18 protein-coding genes are annotated in these 16,216 nt (G+C 27.5%); 1 reads left to right on the top strand and 17 read right to left on the bottom strand.

All coding sequences use genetic code 11. The annotated features are described in order from the left end of the window. Positions 1-188: 188 nt before the first annotated feature. The 12 genes from ABGT36_RS04910 to ABGT36_RS04855 all read right to left on the bottom strand — a co-directional run bounded on the left by ABGT36_RS04910 (position 189) and on the right by ABGT36_RS04855 (position 9,252). A complete protein-coding gene (locus ABGT36_RS04910; protein WP_087299902.1) occupies positions 189-1,076 on the bottom strand; it encodes a MurR/RpiR family transcriptional regulator in 888 nt (295 codons plus the stop codon). Between the two features lie 2 nt (positions 1,077-1,078). Continuing rightward, positions 1,079-1,813 (bottom strand): carboxymuconolactone decarboxylase family protein, encoded by a 735-nt coding sequence (locus tag ABGT36_RS04905; protein WP_346677067.1) that lies wholly within the window; start codon positions 1,811-1,813, stop codon positions 1,079-1,081. A 147-nt stretch (positions 1,814-1,960) separates the two neighbouring features. Beyond that, positions 1,961-2,467, bottom strand: coding sequence for a cyclophilin-like fold protein (locus tag ABGT36_RS04900; RefSeq protein ID WP_296884391.1), 507 nt, complete (start codon positions 2,465-2,467; stop codon positions 1,961-1,963). 10 nt (positions 2,468-2,477) lie between these two features. After that, positions 2,478-3,650 (bottom strand): iron-containing alcohol dehydrogenase, encoded by a 1,173-nt coding sequence (locus ABGT36_RS04895; protein WP_346677064.1) that lies wholly within the window; start codon positions 3,648-3,650, stop codon positions 2,478-2,480. A 9-nt stretch (positions 3,651-3,659) separates the two neighbouring features. Then, positions 3,660-4,193, bottom strand: a complete 534-nt coding sequence (locus tag ABGT36_RS04890) for a flavodoxin family protein (RefSeq protein ID WP_346677062.1) — start codon at positions 4,191-4,193, stop codon at positions 3,660-3,662. A 126-nt stretch (positions 4,194-4,319) separates the two neighbouring features. Beyond that, the gene (locus tag ABGT36_RS04885) at positions 4,320-4,970 is read right to left on the bottom strand and encodes an ABC-2 transporter permease (RefSeq protein WP_346677060.1); all 651 of its coding nucleotides are present in this window, start codon (positions 4,968-4,970) and stop codon (positions 4,320-4,322) included. Positions 4,971-5,029: 59 nt separating this feature from the next. Continuing rightward, entirely contained in the window at positions 5,030-5,830 is an 801-nt protein-coding gene (locus ABGT36_RS04880) for an ABC transporter ATP-binding protein (protein ID WP_308697792.1), read from the bottom strand. A 2-nt stretch (positions 5,831-5,832) separates the two neighbouring features. Continuing rightward, positions 5,833-6,207, bottom strand: coding sequence for a GntR family transcriptional regulator (locus ABGT36_RS04875; RefSeq protein ID WP_087299916.1), 375 nt, complete (start codon positions 6,205-6,207; stop codon positions 5,833-5,835). 162 nt (positions 6,208-6,369) lie between these two features. Beyond that, the gene (locus tag ABGT36_RS04870; RefSeq protein WP_239404232.1) at positions 6,370-7,263 is read right to left on the bottom strand and encodes a LysR family transcriptional regulator; all 894 of its coding nucleotides are present in this window, start codon (positions 7,261-7,263) and stop codon (positions 6,370-6,372) included. 166 nt (positions 7,264-7,429) lie between these two features. Continuing rightward, a complete protein-coding gene (locus tag ABGT36_RS04865; RefSeq protein ID WP_346677057.1) occupies positions 7,430-7,585 on the bottom strand; it encodes a hypothetical protein in 156 nt (51 codons plus the stop codon). A 29-nt stretch (positions 7,586-7,614) separates the two neighbouring features. Then, positions 7,615-7,980, bottom strand: a complete 366-nt coding sequence (locus tag ABGT36_RS04860; RefSeq protein ID WP_346677055.1) for a flavodoxin family protein — start codon at positions 7,978-7,980, stop codon at positions 7,615-7,617. 90 nt (positions 7,981-8,070) lie between these two features. After that, on the bottom strand, positions 8,071-9,252 hold the full coding sequence (locus ABGT36_RS04855; protein WP_346677053.1) for an iron-containing alcohol dehydrogenase: 1,182 nt from the start codon (positions 9,250-9,252) through the stop codon (positions 8,071-8,073). Between the two features lie 199 nt (positions 9,253-9,451). Here ABGT36_RS04855 and ABGT36_RS04850 point away from each other — a divergent pair, with 199 nt between their 5' ends. Then, a complete protein-coding gene (locus ABGT36_RS04850; RefSeq protein WP_087299924.1) occupies positions 9,452-10,057 on the top strand; it encodes a YitT family protein in 606 nt (201 codons plus the stop codon). A 28-nt stretch (positions 10,058-10,085) separates the two neighbouring features. Here ABGT36_RS04850 and ABGT36_RS04845 read toward each other — a convergent pair whose 3' ends face one another. The 5 genes from ABGT36_RS04845 to ABGT36_RS04825 form a co-directional block, all read right to left on the bottom strand. After that, entirely contained in the window at positions 10,086-11,180 is a 1,095-nt protein-coding gene (locus tag ABGT36_RS04845) for an aldo/keto reductase (protein WP_346677051.1), read from the bottom strand. 38 nt (positions 11,181-11,218) lie between these two features. Next, entirely contained in the window at positions 11,219-11,821 is a 603-nt protein-coding gene (locus ABGT36_RS04840; protein ID WP_346677049.1) for a GNAT family N-acetyltransferase, read from the bottom strand. A 193-nt stretch (positions 11,822-12,014) separates the two neighbouring features. Beyond that, a complete protein-coding gene (locus ABGT36_RS04835) occupies positions 12,015-12,881 on the bottom strand; it encodes an EamA family transporter (protein WP_346677047.1) in 867 nt (288 codons plus the stop codon). A 139-nt stretch (positions 12,882-13,020) separates the two neighbouring features. After that, the gene (locus ABGT36_RS04830; protein WP_346677046.1) at positions 13,021-15,522 is read right to left on the bottom strand and encodes an ABC transporter permease; all 2,502 of its coding nucleotides are present in this window, start codon (positions 15,520-15,522) and stop codon (positions 13,021-13,023) included. Then, positions 15,512-16,183, bottom strand: a complete 672-nt coding sequence (locus ABGT36_RS04825) for an ABC transporter ATP-binding protein (protein ID WP_346677044.1) — start codon at positions 16,181-16,183, stop codon at positions 15,512-15,514. Before ABGT36_RS04825 ends, ABGT36_RS04830 begins: the two co-directional genes overlap by 11 nt. Positions 16,184-16,216 lie beyond the last annotated feature (33 nt).

Here is a 16,216-nt window from a genome sequence, read left to right as displayed (position 1 = left end):
ACTTTAGCATTGTAAAAATAGATAAACAACGAAATTCCCATAACTTTTTAAAGTCAAAATTTTATTTCATCATTTAACAAAATTTATGATCATTTTGGTGAAATTAAATGAAATAAAATCCATATTACTTATAGATATCAATAATATTTTTTTAGAAGAAAAGATCATCAAATTACTTGATGATCCAACTATTCTTCTTTTAATTGTTTTAATGTAGCATTTCTTTGCTGCTCTAATACTTTAGAATTTTCAATTTTATAAACAAGATTTTGATGATAATGCTTTTTAAAATAACAAGCAAAAATAACATTAAATATTAATAACAATGATTGTTCAGTTGCAAAAGTAGAAATTTTACTATATAAACGTTCTCGCGCTGATATTTCAAAAATACAATCTATATTTTGTTGCAAGTAATTATTACCACCACTAGTCATAGCGATCATTGGAACATTTTGTTTTTTTAATATTTCTACCTGGGCCATCGGATCTTTATTGACATTATCCCCTGAATAAGATACTAAAATAGCACAATCATCTTTAGTAAGTGTCCTTGCTAGCATCCCAAATTCACCATAACCAGCAATATGAATATGCAATCCGATGCTTAAAAACTTCCATCTTAAACTTTCAGCATAATAAGAATTAGGACGCATTCCAAAAAGAATAATATTTTTAGCTTTCGATAATCGGATTACTGCTAATTCCAGCATCTTTTCTTGAATTAAATTAGCTGTATCCATAATACTTTCAATTTGTAACTGGGCCATATTATCAATAACTTTTTTATAATCATCACTTTCAACAAAAGGAAAATTTACATCAATAGTACTTTTATTACTTTCCTGATACTTTATTTCCTCCATTAAGACCCGATTAAAATCCTTCCAGCCTTTAAACCCCAAAGTTTTCGCAAATCTTACTAAGGTAGATTTAGAAGTATAAGTAAAACGAGCAATATCATCCATTGTATATCGATATAGATGATTTTTTTCATTTAATAAAAACTCGGCAATTACTGCTCTAGCATCATGATATTGAATCATGACTTCTTCGATTCTTTGAAATAAATACATAACTACTCAGCCAATTCCTTAATAGCATTAAAAGCATTGAAAATACATGGAAAACCTAAATATGGTAAACATTGAATCAAAGCTGCATATAAAATATCTAAAGAATTACCAACTTTTAAATTTCCTAAAGCATGAGAGTATAATTGTCCTGTAGCATTTAAAGCCGTTAAAACACAAAAAATAAGTAATTCTCTAGTTTTAATATCCATAGCTTTTCGACTATAACAATCTCCAAAACACCATTCCGTCAAAAATTTTGGTAACGCATTAGCAATTTCTTCTGGTAAATATTGATAACGTTCTTTGATTTCATCACCATATAATTCTTTTTGAATTTTTAATCCTTGTTCATATCTTTGATCATCAGCGAAATCGCATTGATTTTCTAATGGTAATGTAATATTTCTTTGATTAAATACTTCATTTACTACACTAATTGCATTTAAAGTTTTAGGATAGCCTATAAATGGTGCACACTGATAAATAGCTTCTTTTAATTCTAATGGGGAAACTTCAACATTTAATGCAGCATTTACATGGGCTTTTAATTGTGGTAATGTTTGCAGTACTGTTAAAATTGTACAAGTTATCAATTCTCTTTGTTTATCTGTTAATTTACCAATATAGAATACTTCTCCAAAAATGAACCGTTGTAATTGACTCATTAATTCAGGATCATTAGGATCTAATTTTTGTTCTGTTTTAAATAACTGTTCATATTTTTCTGCTCCGTTCAATTCTACTCATAACATTTTCTCCTTCTATAATAATATAATCTTATCTTTATTATAGCATTACTTTGATTTTTAATTTAATGATGTTAAAAAAAATCTATTAATAATTACAAATAGTTATCAATTATTAATAGATTAATAAAATATATTTTATTGTTCAACACTAATTTGAACACTTGATCCTTGATCTAGTTCTTCAAGATATTCTAATCCTTCAACAACTTTACCTAGTGGGGCTAAATTATTTGATTCTTGGAAATCTTGATAAAAGAAACAAATATTACCCCATGGAATATAATAGGCTAGTGTTCCTTGAACCGGTAAACAGCTTGTAGATACGTCACTAGTATCTAAATCTTCATCCAAATAACAAATTTTTTCAGTACCGTTAAAATCTTCAAATTGAACATCTAGCGGTAATCTAGAAACTAAATCTCTTGTAGCAGAATTATCGTCTAATTCAACAACAATTTCTCTATTATCAAACTGTAATTTAATAGTTGTCATTGTTTTTGTCTCCTCACTTTCTTTAACAGATGATTCTTGAACTTCATTATTTGAATCACCATTATTTTGTTGATTAGTTGAAGTTTGACAGCCATTTAACAATAATACACAAATAATCAATAATACTTTAGCTGCTTTTTTTAGCATCATAACACCTCTTTTAACGATAAGCTTGTTTTAAAATCTTTAAACAATCTTCATCTGATAATAAATATCGATCATTTACAAAGTTACCAGGCATTGCTCGACGGGCTTTAGCGATAATCAAAGGGAACTCATCTTCACTTATCAAATAATCAGACATTTTTAAATTATCAACATGACATTTTTGATGAATATTTTTGATTGCTTTAATAAAATCATCAGGACTATTAGCATCTACTGCTCCTAACAATCTAGCCATTTCAACAAATACTTCATCACAAATATGCAAATCAATAAAAAACTGAAAATAAGCAATTGAAAGAATTATTAAACCTGCTCCGTGTTCTAAATCAGGATGTAATGCTGACATAGCACATTCTAGAGCATGCATTGATGTAGTACCACTTAAATTAATTACAATTCCTGATAAATAACTTGAAATAGCCATTTTTTCTCGAGCTTCTTGATCATCACCATTTTTAACTGCTTTACTTAAATTATTACCAGCTAATTTAACTACTGTTTTTGCAATATTTGTAGCATCGCTATTTTCATTTTTATTTATTAGATTTTCCATGCTATGGGTTAAGGCATCCCAACCTTGATAAGCAGTAAGCTTTGATGGCAAGGTATACGTCAAAGTTGGATCAATGACTGTAATAGCAGGAAATAATCGTTCATCTTTAAATGCTACTTTTTCTTGTAATGGTAAATAAGTAAATGCTCCAGCACAATCAACTTCAGAACCAGTTCCCGCTGTCGTTGGGATAGCAATAATAGCGATAGGGTCATTAATAACTGTTTTAGGCTTTTTATCTGTACATGTATAATCCCATATCGAACCACCATTAGTTAAAACAATAGCTATCATTTTAGCACTATCAATAACACTACCACCACCTAAAGCAATAATAAAATCTACTTGTTTTTCCATAGCAAATTTTGCTCCATTATCAATTTCATCAGAAGTAGGATTAGCACTAATTTGATTATAGATTACAAAATCAACTTGAGCTAAATTCAACTCATTACATAACTGATCTAAATAGCCATACTTTTTCATCGAATTACCATTAGTAATTAGTACCAAAGCTCGTTTACCCGGTAATTTTTCTTGATGTAAAGTTTTTAATTTTTCAGCTCCAAATAATATCTTAGTTGGAAAAAAAGCATTATCTTCAACGTCCATTTTCCCACCTCAAATCTTTTTACCTAATTGATAAGCTTGTTTTAAATAAACAGTATTTCTAGTCATAGAAACTGTTCCACAACCTAATCCAAGAATTTCCCCTTGATTATCAAAATCTAAATAATTACAAATCGTACGATAATGTGCCAATAAATCATCCATAGTATCATCTGCTTGATTCCAAGCAGCAGCAATTAAAACACTTTTAATAGGTTTGCTTGTTAAACGACTATTAAAACTATAAAAACGATCAATAACTAATTTTAATTGAGCTGACATTCCAAAATAATATAATGGAGTAACAAATACTAACATATCACTATCTAAAATCTTCTCTTTTAAACTAGCCATATCATCTTTTTGGATACATGGTCCATTCATTCCACAATGATCACAGCCAAGACATGGCTTAATATTTGCATGAGCAACATCAAACTCTTCAATTTGATGATTATTTTCTTTAGCACCTTTAATAAATTCATCAGCTAACAAGTTAGAAGAACCATTTTTATGTGGACTTCCTTTTAAAACTAATATTTTCATTTTATACCTCCAATAAAAATCTTTTTTCTTATTATCATTTTAACTAGCAATTATCAAAATTGTCTAATACTTATTATTTATTGTCTGCCATACCTTTTAGGTATAAAAAAAGTACACCGAAGTGTACTATGAATGTTTTCTATTATATATTTTTACACAAATAAAATAACTAATAATATTTAAAACAATTGCAACAATTAGACTTAGTATTAAAATTACTCCAATATCTAATGATAATAATTTACTTAAATCAAAATTTAAATTAAACATAACATATCCAAAGGCAAATACAGCAACTAATACTGCATAAACAACAGCTCCTTTTTTATTATCAAGCAAGAAAAAACCAACGCCATTAATTGCATTCATTATTAATGCAATAATAAATCCAATAAACAAAACTAGCAATCCTGTTTTTAAATCAACTGTTTGATAAATAAAAACATAAACAATAGTAATTAACAAACTCAACAAAAGATTAGTAATTAAAGTTAACAATAATGATGATAATAATTTTGCTTTCACTATTTCTTGTCTAGTTATTGGAAATGTTAACAAAATTTGATCAAATTTAGAAATTTCATCCTGTTCCATTGATGATTGAAGAGTAGAGGCTCCCATCATTGGTAAAGTTATTCCTACTATTAAAACAAAAGCATATAAATTATCTATTAAAGGTACTACTAATAAAATAACTGATAATGAAAATATCATCCCAATGATATTCTTTTTTAGACAGAATGTTTCATAATAATCTTTAATAACTATTCCTAACATATTATTTCACTCCTTTAACATAAAACAACATTAATTCTTCAACTGTTGGTCTTTTAATATCAAGATTCAGTAAAAATATTTAAAATATCCTGACGATTATTTATTAATATTGAGTAACTATAAGGTTGTTTTATATAGGCAATAATATCTTCTGTATTTAATGATTTTAATAAACTTTCACCACCATTAATGATGCCATAATTTTCATTAATTTCCTCATATGATTTTAAAAACTGCAATTTACCTTGATGAATATAGGCAATATAATCTGCAATTTTATCTAAATCACTAGTAATATGAGATGAAATTAAAACTGTATGTTTTTCATCTTCAGTAAATTCACGAATTAATCCCAAAATATCATCACGAACAATTGGATCTAAGCCACTAGTAGCTTCATCTAAAATTAATATTTTAGCGTTATGACTAAAAGCTATCGCAAATTCTAATTTCATTTTCATTCCTCGAGAAAAGGATTTTAATTTCTTTTTTAGTGGTAAATCAAACTTATCTAAATATTGATAATATTTATCCATATCCCACTGTTTATACATCTTACTTAGTAATAAACCTATAAATTTCGGTGTAAACTCTAAATTATAATGAGTAATATCAAAAATAACCGCAATTTGTTCCTTAATTTCTTTCTCATTATCTTTAAAATCTTTTTCAAAATATTGTAACTTATCATAATGAGAATCAATTACTCCTAAAATTGCATTGATAAATGTTGACTTCCCAGCACCATTTTCACCAATCAAACCAATAATACTTCCTGAAAGAACTTTTAATGAAATATCTTTTAATTTAAAATCACGATATTCTTTAGATATATTTTCCACCTCAATAGCGTATTCCATAACTACATCTCCTTAAATATCAATTGCAGTGTTTGCAATAATTCTTCAACAGTAATTCCATTTTGTTTTGCTAGTTCACAAGCATCACTAAGCAACTTTTCAATTCGCCGTCGATTTTCTTCGATAATAAAATCTTTATTTTGTATCGAAACAAATGCCCCTTTAGCTGGTACAATATCTATAAAACCATCTTTGGACAACTCTTCATAAGCTCGTTGAGTTGTTATAATACTAACGTGTAGATCCTTAGCCAACTTGCGCATTGAAGGTAGAGGATCATTGGCCTTTAGTTCTCCTTTCATGATATGCTCTTTAATCTGTAAAGCAATTTGTTCATAAATAGGTTTAGAACTAGCATTACTTAAAATAATTTCCATGAATATTCACCTCGTAACATAATATACTGTATATATCTTAAATATACAGTATAACTAATAACGTTAATACTGTCAATATACAATATATACAGTTTTGTTAAAAAAATACAACGAAATTATTCGTTGTATCTACAATATAAACTATATCTCTATAATCAATGATTATTCTTGATGACTAATCTTAAATTTTTTTCGCATCATATCTGCAAATTCTTCAATATAATAAGTAGATTTTTCTTTCTTCCAAAAAGCGCAATAATTTCTTTGAATCAATTTTTGATTCCGATATAAAGGAATAGTTTTAATTCCTTCTTTTTCATTCTTAGGCATTTTTACATGTTCAATTGGCATAATACCCCGATTCATCATTACCATTAATCTACCTTCATCAATATCATTTGCAAATAAATACTTGCATTTTAATCCAATTATATTTTCATAAAATTCTTGTTCAATTGCTTGTTGTTCTGGAGTCGCTACTAAAATACAATTTTCTTTTCTTAAATCTTTTACATCTAAAATATCTTCCTTACTCAAAGGATTATTAAGTGATACCTCCACACAACAATCCATATGCAATAAATGATAATTAATAAAATCATCATGAAAAGAACGACGTTGATCACTTATCGCCAAATCAACCGTTTCATCCATCAAATGCTTATACAACTCCTCATGATTTCCTTTAATAATATTAATTGTAACGTCTGGATATAATGAAGCAAAATCCAATACAGCATCTTTAAACTCTTTACCTTCATATCCTCTTAAATACCCTACTTTTAAAATATTTTCATCTTCTTCTAATTCCCTGGTTTTTTTACATAGCTCATCAACATCTTGTAATATTTCCTGACAATGCTGATAAAAATATTCACCAGCAGGTGTTAATGAAAAAGATTTTCTTTTTCTAATCAATAATTTAGCTCCTAATTCTTCTTCTAAAGCCTTAATTTGCTGGGATATTGCTGATTGTGAAATATAATATAATTCTGCTGCTCTAGTAAAACTTTGAGTATCAACAACAGCGATAAAATACTGCATTTGTTTAAACATTATTATCCCCCTTACATTAGATAAAAGTTATATTTATATTGTACAAAAAAATTTTAATAATTAAAAGTTCAAGTAAAATATAAACTAGAATGTATTTAACATTCTAGTCAAGAGGTCATTGATATTTAGATTTATTTGTAATTTACTCAAATAATCTTTTTAAACTTTAAACAGCTTTTCCCATTTCATAGGCCTGATTAAATGCAACATGCTTTTTAGCATCACCTAACAAGAAAGCACCTGTTCCATAAATAATTCCTTTTTCATCAACCGTTCTTAGTACTTTGATAAATCCTCGTAATGATTCAATAGTTCCTGTCATTTGATCATAATCTGGTGAACCACTTGTAATTAAATAATAAACATCTTTTCGTTTTTAGCATTTCTAATTTCATATTCACGAGCAAACATTCGATCAATCAATAACTTCATTTGTGAAGAAATACTATAAAAATATACTGGCGATGCTAATAACCAGATATCAGCATCAATCATCTTTTGCATTACTTGATTACTATCATCTTTTCTTATGCATTGATTATCATGATGACGACAATATTCACAGGCAAGACATGGTAAAATATTATAATCATTTAAATTTATCTTTTCAACTTCTACACCAGCCTCCATTGCTCCTTTTGCAAATTGCTGACACAATATTTCACTATTACCTTTTCTTCTAGGACTAGAAGAAATAATTAAACATTTTCTACTCATAACTATCTCCTATATATATTAAAATTTTTCTCAATAATAAGTAAAACTAATAAAAAAGAAACTATCAAATGATAATTTCTCTTTTATTATTTACAGACACATTTTATAAATATTTAAACAATCTTCTTGGGTTAATGGTCGATATGCTAGTGGTAATGAATCTTTACCATAGCAGGCTTTTACTTTCATTTCATCAAATTTACTATCATCAATACCTATTTCAGATAGATATACTGGTAATCCAAGTTCATTTTTAATAAAAGTTTGTAAAGCTTCAATAGTTTTATAAGCTACTGCCTTTTTATCATTACCATCATCTACATTCATAACATTTACTCCAAAACGAGCAAAATCATCAGCCACACTATCATCTCGATCCAATAAATATTTCATCCATTTTGGCATAATAATCGCTAATCCTAATCCATGAGTTAAATCATATGATGAAGAAAATTGTTCTAATGCATGTAATGATGGCTGAGTTTTAAATCCTGAAGTACAAAAACTATTTAAAGCCCAGCTTGCTGCCCATAACATTGTTGATCGAGCTTCGTAATTTTCAGGTTCTTTAATTGCAATCGGTAATTGAGTCTTAACTGTTTTTAATAATGTTTCAACTACATTAAATTGTAATGGATACTTTGGAGCATTTACAAAATAATTCATATCAAATAAATGAGCCATAATATCAAAACCACCACATGCAGTTTGTCTAGCTGGAACTGTAAATGTATTTGTTGGATCTAGAAAAGCTGCTTTAGGTCTGATTGTTTCACCATTAATACCACTTTTAACCCCTTTATCAACGTTAGCGATAACGCATGATTTATCCATTTCGCTACCAGTTGAGGCAATTGTCGGCATTGCAATAACTGCCAAAGCATCATGCCAGCTAACTTTTCCTTCAACTAAATCCCAAATATTATCAGTATCAGATAAAGATGTTGCTGCAATCGCTTTACAACAATCAATCGTAGAACCACCGCCAATAGCCAAAACAGTTTGAATCCCATGTTTTTTACATAAAGCAACTCCTTTATTAACTGTCGTATGGCGAGGATTAGGTTCAACTGCTCCTAATTCATAAACTTTAATATTATTTAATTCTAATTCTTCAATAACTTTACTATATAAAGGAGAATTTTTAATAAAATTTCCTCCGTGAGCTACTAATACTTTATCTCCATATTTTAAAACTTCTTCATGTAAGTGTTGTAATTGGTTTTTTCCAAAATAAACTTTTGTTGTGTTTTGAAATTGAAAATCGTTCATTTTATTTTCCTTCCTTTCTTTAACTATATTTTAATTAGAAATATAATTATCTTCAATATAACCTTCTAATCAAATAGATAAGTAAAACTTATTAAACTATTAATACCTTTGATAACTTTTTGTTTTGATATGATGAAAATTAGGAATTATATTTTTGAAAATATTTGATGTACAATAATAGACAAATTAGGAGGGAGTTATGAAACGAGGAATTTATTATATTATTGGCTTAAATCTAATTGCTTTTGCAGTTGTGTTAAATATTCGTTATGGACTAGGTGTTGCTGCTTTTAGTTCGGTCATGTATGCTATTTCAGAAATATATTATATTTCATTAGGAACAGCATCAATCATTTGTTATTTATTATTTGTTTTAATACAATGTATTTTATCAAAAAGAATTACTCTAGCTTATACTTTAGAAATACCATTATCATTTGCATTTGGATGGCTAATTGATTTATATGATTATATTATTCCCGAGTTAAATTTTAATATCATTATTATTTTTATATGTTTTGTTTTAACAATGTTTATTACAGCTATGGGAGTCTATTTATGTGTAAAGACTGATGTTGTTTTAACACCTACTGATGGAATAGTTAAGACTATATCAGATGTTTTTTCAATTCCGTTTTCAACAGTAAAAAATACATTTGATATTTCTTTAGTGTTAATAACGGTTTTATTATGTATAATTAATAATACTACACTTTATGGTATTGGAATTGGTACTATTTTAACTGCATTATTTATTGGCAGAATTATAAAAATTTATGAAAAATATTATCAGCTTAATTTTTAAAAATAAGAGATGATTTCACTATCATCTCTTATTTACCAAAGTATTGACTTATTTCTTTCATTCTTTTCATTTGATCAACTTTAAAAGGACAACGGTGATTGCAATGACCACATTGAATACAGTCACTTGCTGTTTTTTCTAAGTGATTATAGTGGTCTTTTGCTAATGTATCACCTAATAGTGATAAATCATAATATTTATTTATTAAAGCAATGTCTAAGCCACAAGGACAAGGATGACAATGTTTGCAATAAACACATTTTCCCATATGTTCAATTTCATCGAACTGAGCAATTATTGAATAATCCTTTTCTTCATCAGTAGCCTGATTATATTTTAAAATATCTTTTAAATCTTCACGATTTCTAATTCCAGGCAATACTGTTACAACTGCTGGTTTATCTAAAGCATATTGAATACATTGACTATGTGTTAAAGCGTGCTTAAATGGTGATTTATCTTTATCCAGCAATTGACCAGCACTAAAGGCTTTCATTACTGAAATAGCAACTCCTTCTTTTTCACAACGTTGATAAAGCGCCATTCGTTCATCATTTTTACCAATCGCATAACTACCATGATTATTATCATAAGCAGGATTAATACTAAACATTACCATATCAAGGATATTCATATCTAATACTTGATTAACTAGAGCAGGTGTATGTGATGATAAACCGATATGACGAATAACTCCTTTTTCTTTTAAATCAAGTAAGTAATCAATAACCCCAGCTTCTTTTACTGCCTTTAAATCAGCTAGTTCATCTAGACAATGAATAAATCCAAAATCAATATAATCTGTTTGTAACTTTTCTAATTGCCACTTAATAGACTCTTTAATTTTATTTAGATTAGTAGTCCAGCCATATGCTCCTGTTTCATAATTAGCACCAAAATGAATTTGTAAATAAACTTGATCTCGTTTGCCTTTAATTGCTTTTCCAAATGCTTCAAAAGTATTAGCATGACCAGAGGCTAAATCAAAATAATTAATGCCATTTTCAATTGCCATTTGAACAGTAGCAATAATTTCTTCTTCACTAGCTTCACCAATTGCACTTGTTCCAAAACCCAATACACTTATTTCTTCATTTCCATGCGGTAATTTTCTATATTCCATAATTCCCTCCACTTATAATAGTATATTTAATTCAAAATTTAATTTTTACCATATAAATATATTTCAAAATCATCTTGTTTTCTTGGTTTCAATGAACCCATTTTTTTCATTCCTAAATGATCATAGTAGCGATAATTACAACTAGTATCTGTATATAAATAATAACTACTATGTGCTTCTTTTTCAAAAATACTACCAGCAAGTTTAAATAATTCAGTGCCTATTCCCTTTCTTTGATAACGTCGATCAACTGCAAATAAAACTATTTCATTAGCAAATTTAATAGCACTGTTTTTGTATAAAAATAAACAATTTTGCTTATAATCAATAATCATTTTTTGATAATCTTTAACCTTTGTTTCATTTTCATCAATTTTCAACAAATAATGTTGATACTTTTTAGGTATTGTAATTTTATTTTTTAAATAAAGTGACAATACTAATAGTCCAATAACTTTATCATGATCAATAGCTACATATATATCACTAGCATCCTTTAAAACATGATATAAATATTGCTTTGAAAATATAATTCCTTGTTTATAATCTTTACACATCTTATCTAATTGCCATGTATCACAAATAATTGATACTATTTCATCAATATCATCCCATTGAAATAAACGATAACTAATTTCCATTTTTCACCTCGATAATAAATCCTACCTACTATATTTTATAGCGCTAACTTGCTTTAAGCAAATGCTTATCTTAAAGACTAAATCATGCCTTATAAGCATGATTAATAAAAAAACAATCCCGTTATGAAATAATATGCTATTTAAACATCTAAATAACAGCATTATTTCACTATTTGGATTGTTTTTTAATATATTATAATAAGGCCATTGCTATAGTACCAAGCATCAAAAGCAATAAACCAACAATTTGTTTTTTACTTAACCTTTCTTTAAATACAATATAAGAAAATAAAACAGTTACTAAAACACTTAATTTATCTATCGGTGCTACAACACTAGCTGGTCCTAGTTGCAAAGCACGATAATAACATAGCCATGAAGCTCCTGTTGCTAGTCCAGATAGACATATAAATATCAATTCTTTTTTTGAAATAGTATGAATTTCTTTTTGTTTGCCAGTTACAAAAACCATCAGCCAGGCCATAACAAGAACTACACTAGTTCTTATTGCCGTTCCAAGATTAGACTCTACATTTGTAATACCTATTTTTCCTAAAATAGCAGTCATACTCGCAAAAAAAGCCGAACCAATTGCAAATAATAACCAGCTTTGATTATTTTTGGAATTTGTCTTTACTAAATCTTTCTTTTCAATCATTAACAAAATACCAGCCGTAATTATTATAATTGCAATTACTTTATAGATATTAATACCCTCGTGTAAAAAAATCAGAGCCAAAATAATTGTCAAGACAGTACTTGATTTATCAATTGGTACAACTTTATTAATATCTCCTATTTGTAAGGCATGAAAATAACATAACCACGACGCTCCGGTTGCCAGTCCTGATAAAACTAAAAATAATAAAGTTGGCCCATCAATTGATGTTATCTGGTTTTGAGAACCAATTAAAAATACAATCAACCATGAAAATAATAATACTACAATCGTTCTTATAGCTGTGGCAACGGTTGAATCTGTCTTTTTAATGCCGCACTTGGCTAAAATTGAAGTAATTCCAGCAAAAAATGCTGAACCAGCCGCATATAAAAGCCACATATTACCACCTCTTTTTTCTTTAATTAGTATACAAAAAAATATATAGTATTGATATCATCTTTTCTTAATTTTTAAAAATTTTCATATCAAAACAAAAGAGAAACCTAATTAAATTTAGATTTCTCAACTGATAAAATACCTAAATATCATTACCCTTGATTTTTTCTATTATACTTTTCTTTTTAATCATTTGATATAAAAGTAATGTTGCTAATAATGCAATTATTACTACTAAAACTGCCATAAATAACATTGTATAATATGAAGGTTTAAAAATATTTAAATATGTATATTGATAATAGAATAGTATTCCTTCAATAAATATTATCATTGGTATCGATATAACTAAAGCAATTATTACTAAGCATAGATTTTCAAAAAATATCATCTTCTTTAAATCATGATTTTTGATACCTAATGATTGTAAAATAGCATAATCATTTTGTCTTTCATAAGCATTGAAAACAATAATGATTGCTAGATTAATGATACAAACAGTAAAAGATAAATAAGTAATTATTTTAGTATAGGCATTGTTTAAAAGACCATATTCGTCTTGTTCATTATTTTCTATTGTTTTTAAATAGTTATTAACGAATTTATCATTAATTATTTCTTCTTTTAAACCTGCATGATCATCTGTTTTAATTTTAAAGTTAATAGTACTGTTATTATTACTTATATGCTGCATTTCATCATATCGTGATAAATAATAATCATATGGTGCTACCATCATTAAATTTAATCTTTCATCACCTTCAATGTCTGAAAGTAAATTTTCATAATTATTTGAAATATTAAAACTATCAAGTTCATAGATTCCATCAGCTGTTGCCATAAATTCTATTTCTTCTTTTTCCCAAGTCATTTCTGCCTCTTTAATTGTATATGTATTAACCATAGTTATTGGAATTTTACCATTTTTAAAAATTTGAATATTTTGATTTTTCCTAACACCTGTTGATTGGACTTTTTTATTTAGTATAACTGGCTGTATCTGTCCAGTAACTTCTTTCATAACCTCTTGTTCAACTCCAAAAAAGTATATATTGATAGTACTAATTTCTGGTGTACCATATGTTGAAAGATATTCATCTGTAAACTGATTTAAAGAAATAGAGCCAATATTTCCAAAATTAAAATCAGCTACAAAAGTAGTTTCTTTTTGCGGTTCTTTTTCTTTAAGTGTTTTTATTAGCTTATTGAAATTATTTTTTTCCTGATATAAATCATATATTTCACATCTTAAATATAAACTATCTTTTTCCACTGTTTCTTCAATATATTGATCATTTATACTAGCTCGATAACTATTAATATTTAAAAATACAATACAAAAAATTAAAGTCATCAAAATCGAAAAATATTTTTTCTTATTCATTTTCATGTACCTGATTGCAAGTGTCACAAAAACATATCTACAATCTAATAAAATAGATCTGGATTTCTTTTTATATCCATCCATTTGACATTTCAAAGATTTAAATAAATCAATAATATTAATTCTTTTAATTTCTTTTAAAGCGGTTAAACTAGCAAATAATAAAACAATAACAATTACTAAAGCAATCAAAATATTAATAGACGGTACTGACATAAATGGATTAGGGCGCATATTAAACTCTGTTTTCAAAGCATTATTAATTGTTGTATCATGTAACCATTTCATTACAAAATTACTTGTAATCATTCCTACTGTAATTGCAATAAAAGAATATATCAGTACTTCTATAATTGCTAATAACTTCAGATCATTTTTTGAAGCACCTACGCTCGACAATATACCAAAATAGCGACACCTTTTTTTAAAGCTGATAGCAAAAATGTTTTTTAATGTAAAATACATTAAAACAAGCAGTACTATAAAAATAACAATATCATTTTTATTGATACTGTTTAATGAATACATTTTTCCTCCAGTATAAACATCAATAATCCTTTCACTATTCATACTAGCCCCAGTTTCATCATTCATAACCAGCATTTTAATTTTATCCAGTTGTTCATTGGAAATAATATCAGTTTTTACATATATATTATAATTTTCAGATTTTTTTGAAGAATGTAAGATAAACTTATCATTAACAGTTCCATCTTGAGCATTTATCGATCCAGTAAATTGAATAATACCACTAACTCTCATTGTTTTAAAAAAAGTTTTTTGAGGATTATCAAGATCAGTAAATTCCATAGTTATCGTATCACCAACATCTACAGAAGCCTTTTTTTCATATTCCCTGGTAATCAAAATTTCATCTTGATTTTTTGGATAATCACCCTTATAAAGATATTCTGGTATCAAATTAAAATTTGAGTATGTTGTCAATTCAACCTTATATCGACTATCAACATCCCCAATACCAATAATGCTTGTAATAGTTGTTTCTTTTACATCAACAATATCATCAATTTTTGCAGTAATCTCATCTGATTTAGATGTATATGAAAATAACCAGTCGCCTAACCCGCACCTATTACTATAATAATCCATATAGGCATCGGTTACCATGTTATTAGCTGTTGCATAGATTAAAAATACACATATTATAACAGTACATAATGTAAGCAATGATCGAATCTTGTCTTTTTTTATAAACTGTATGCTTATTTTAATTAAAAAGCTTAGTTTCTCAAGTTTCATATTCTCTTAGCTTTCCCTGCTCTAAGACATAAATTCGATCACAGTTTTTAGCAAGTTCTAAATCATGTGTTACCATGATTATCGTTATATCATTTTGATGATGGATTTTTTTTAAATAATCTACTACGATCTTAGAATTTTCACTATCTAAATTTCCTGTCGGTTCATCTGCCAATAATAGTTTTGGTCTTGTTATTAGTGACCGGGCTATTGCTACTCGCTGCTGCTGTCCTCCTGAAAGTTCAGATGGATAGGCATCCTTTTTATTATTTAACTGCAATAATTGTAATAATTCATCTAAATACTGCTGATCTACTTTTCGGTTATCAAGCTTAAGTGGCAAAATAATATTATCAACGACATTTAATACCGGTAATAGATTATAGAACTGATAAATGATGCTAACCTGTTTGCGACGATAACTAGCCATTTTTTTATAATCATAACTGCTTATTTCATTATCATCTAAAAATATTCTTCCAGAATCTGCTTTATCAACGCCACCAATAATATGCAGCAATGTTGATTTACCACAGCCAGAAGTTCCAACAATTCCGATAAATTCATTTTGTTCAACTGTCAAATTCAAATTATCGAGGACAATTAAATCATTAGCATCATGATATGTTTTTTTCAAATTTTCAATTTTTAATAGTATCATATTCTTTCCCACCTTTTATGATTAAATTGTAAA

The sequence above is a fragment of the Erysipelatoclostridium sp. An173 genome, assembly GCF_963931465.1.
Lineage (GTDB): Bacteria > Bacillota_I > Bacilli_A > Erysipelotrichales > Coprobacillaceae > Thomasclavelia > Thomasclavelia merdavium.
This window is presented reverse-complemented; position numbering and strand designations above follow the sequence as displayed.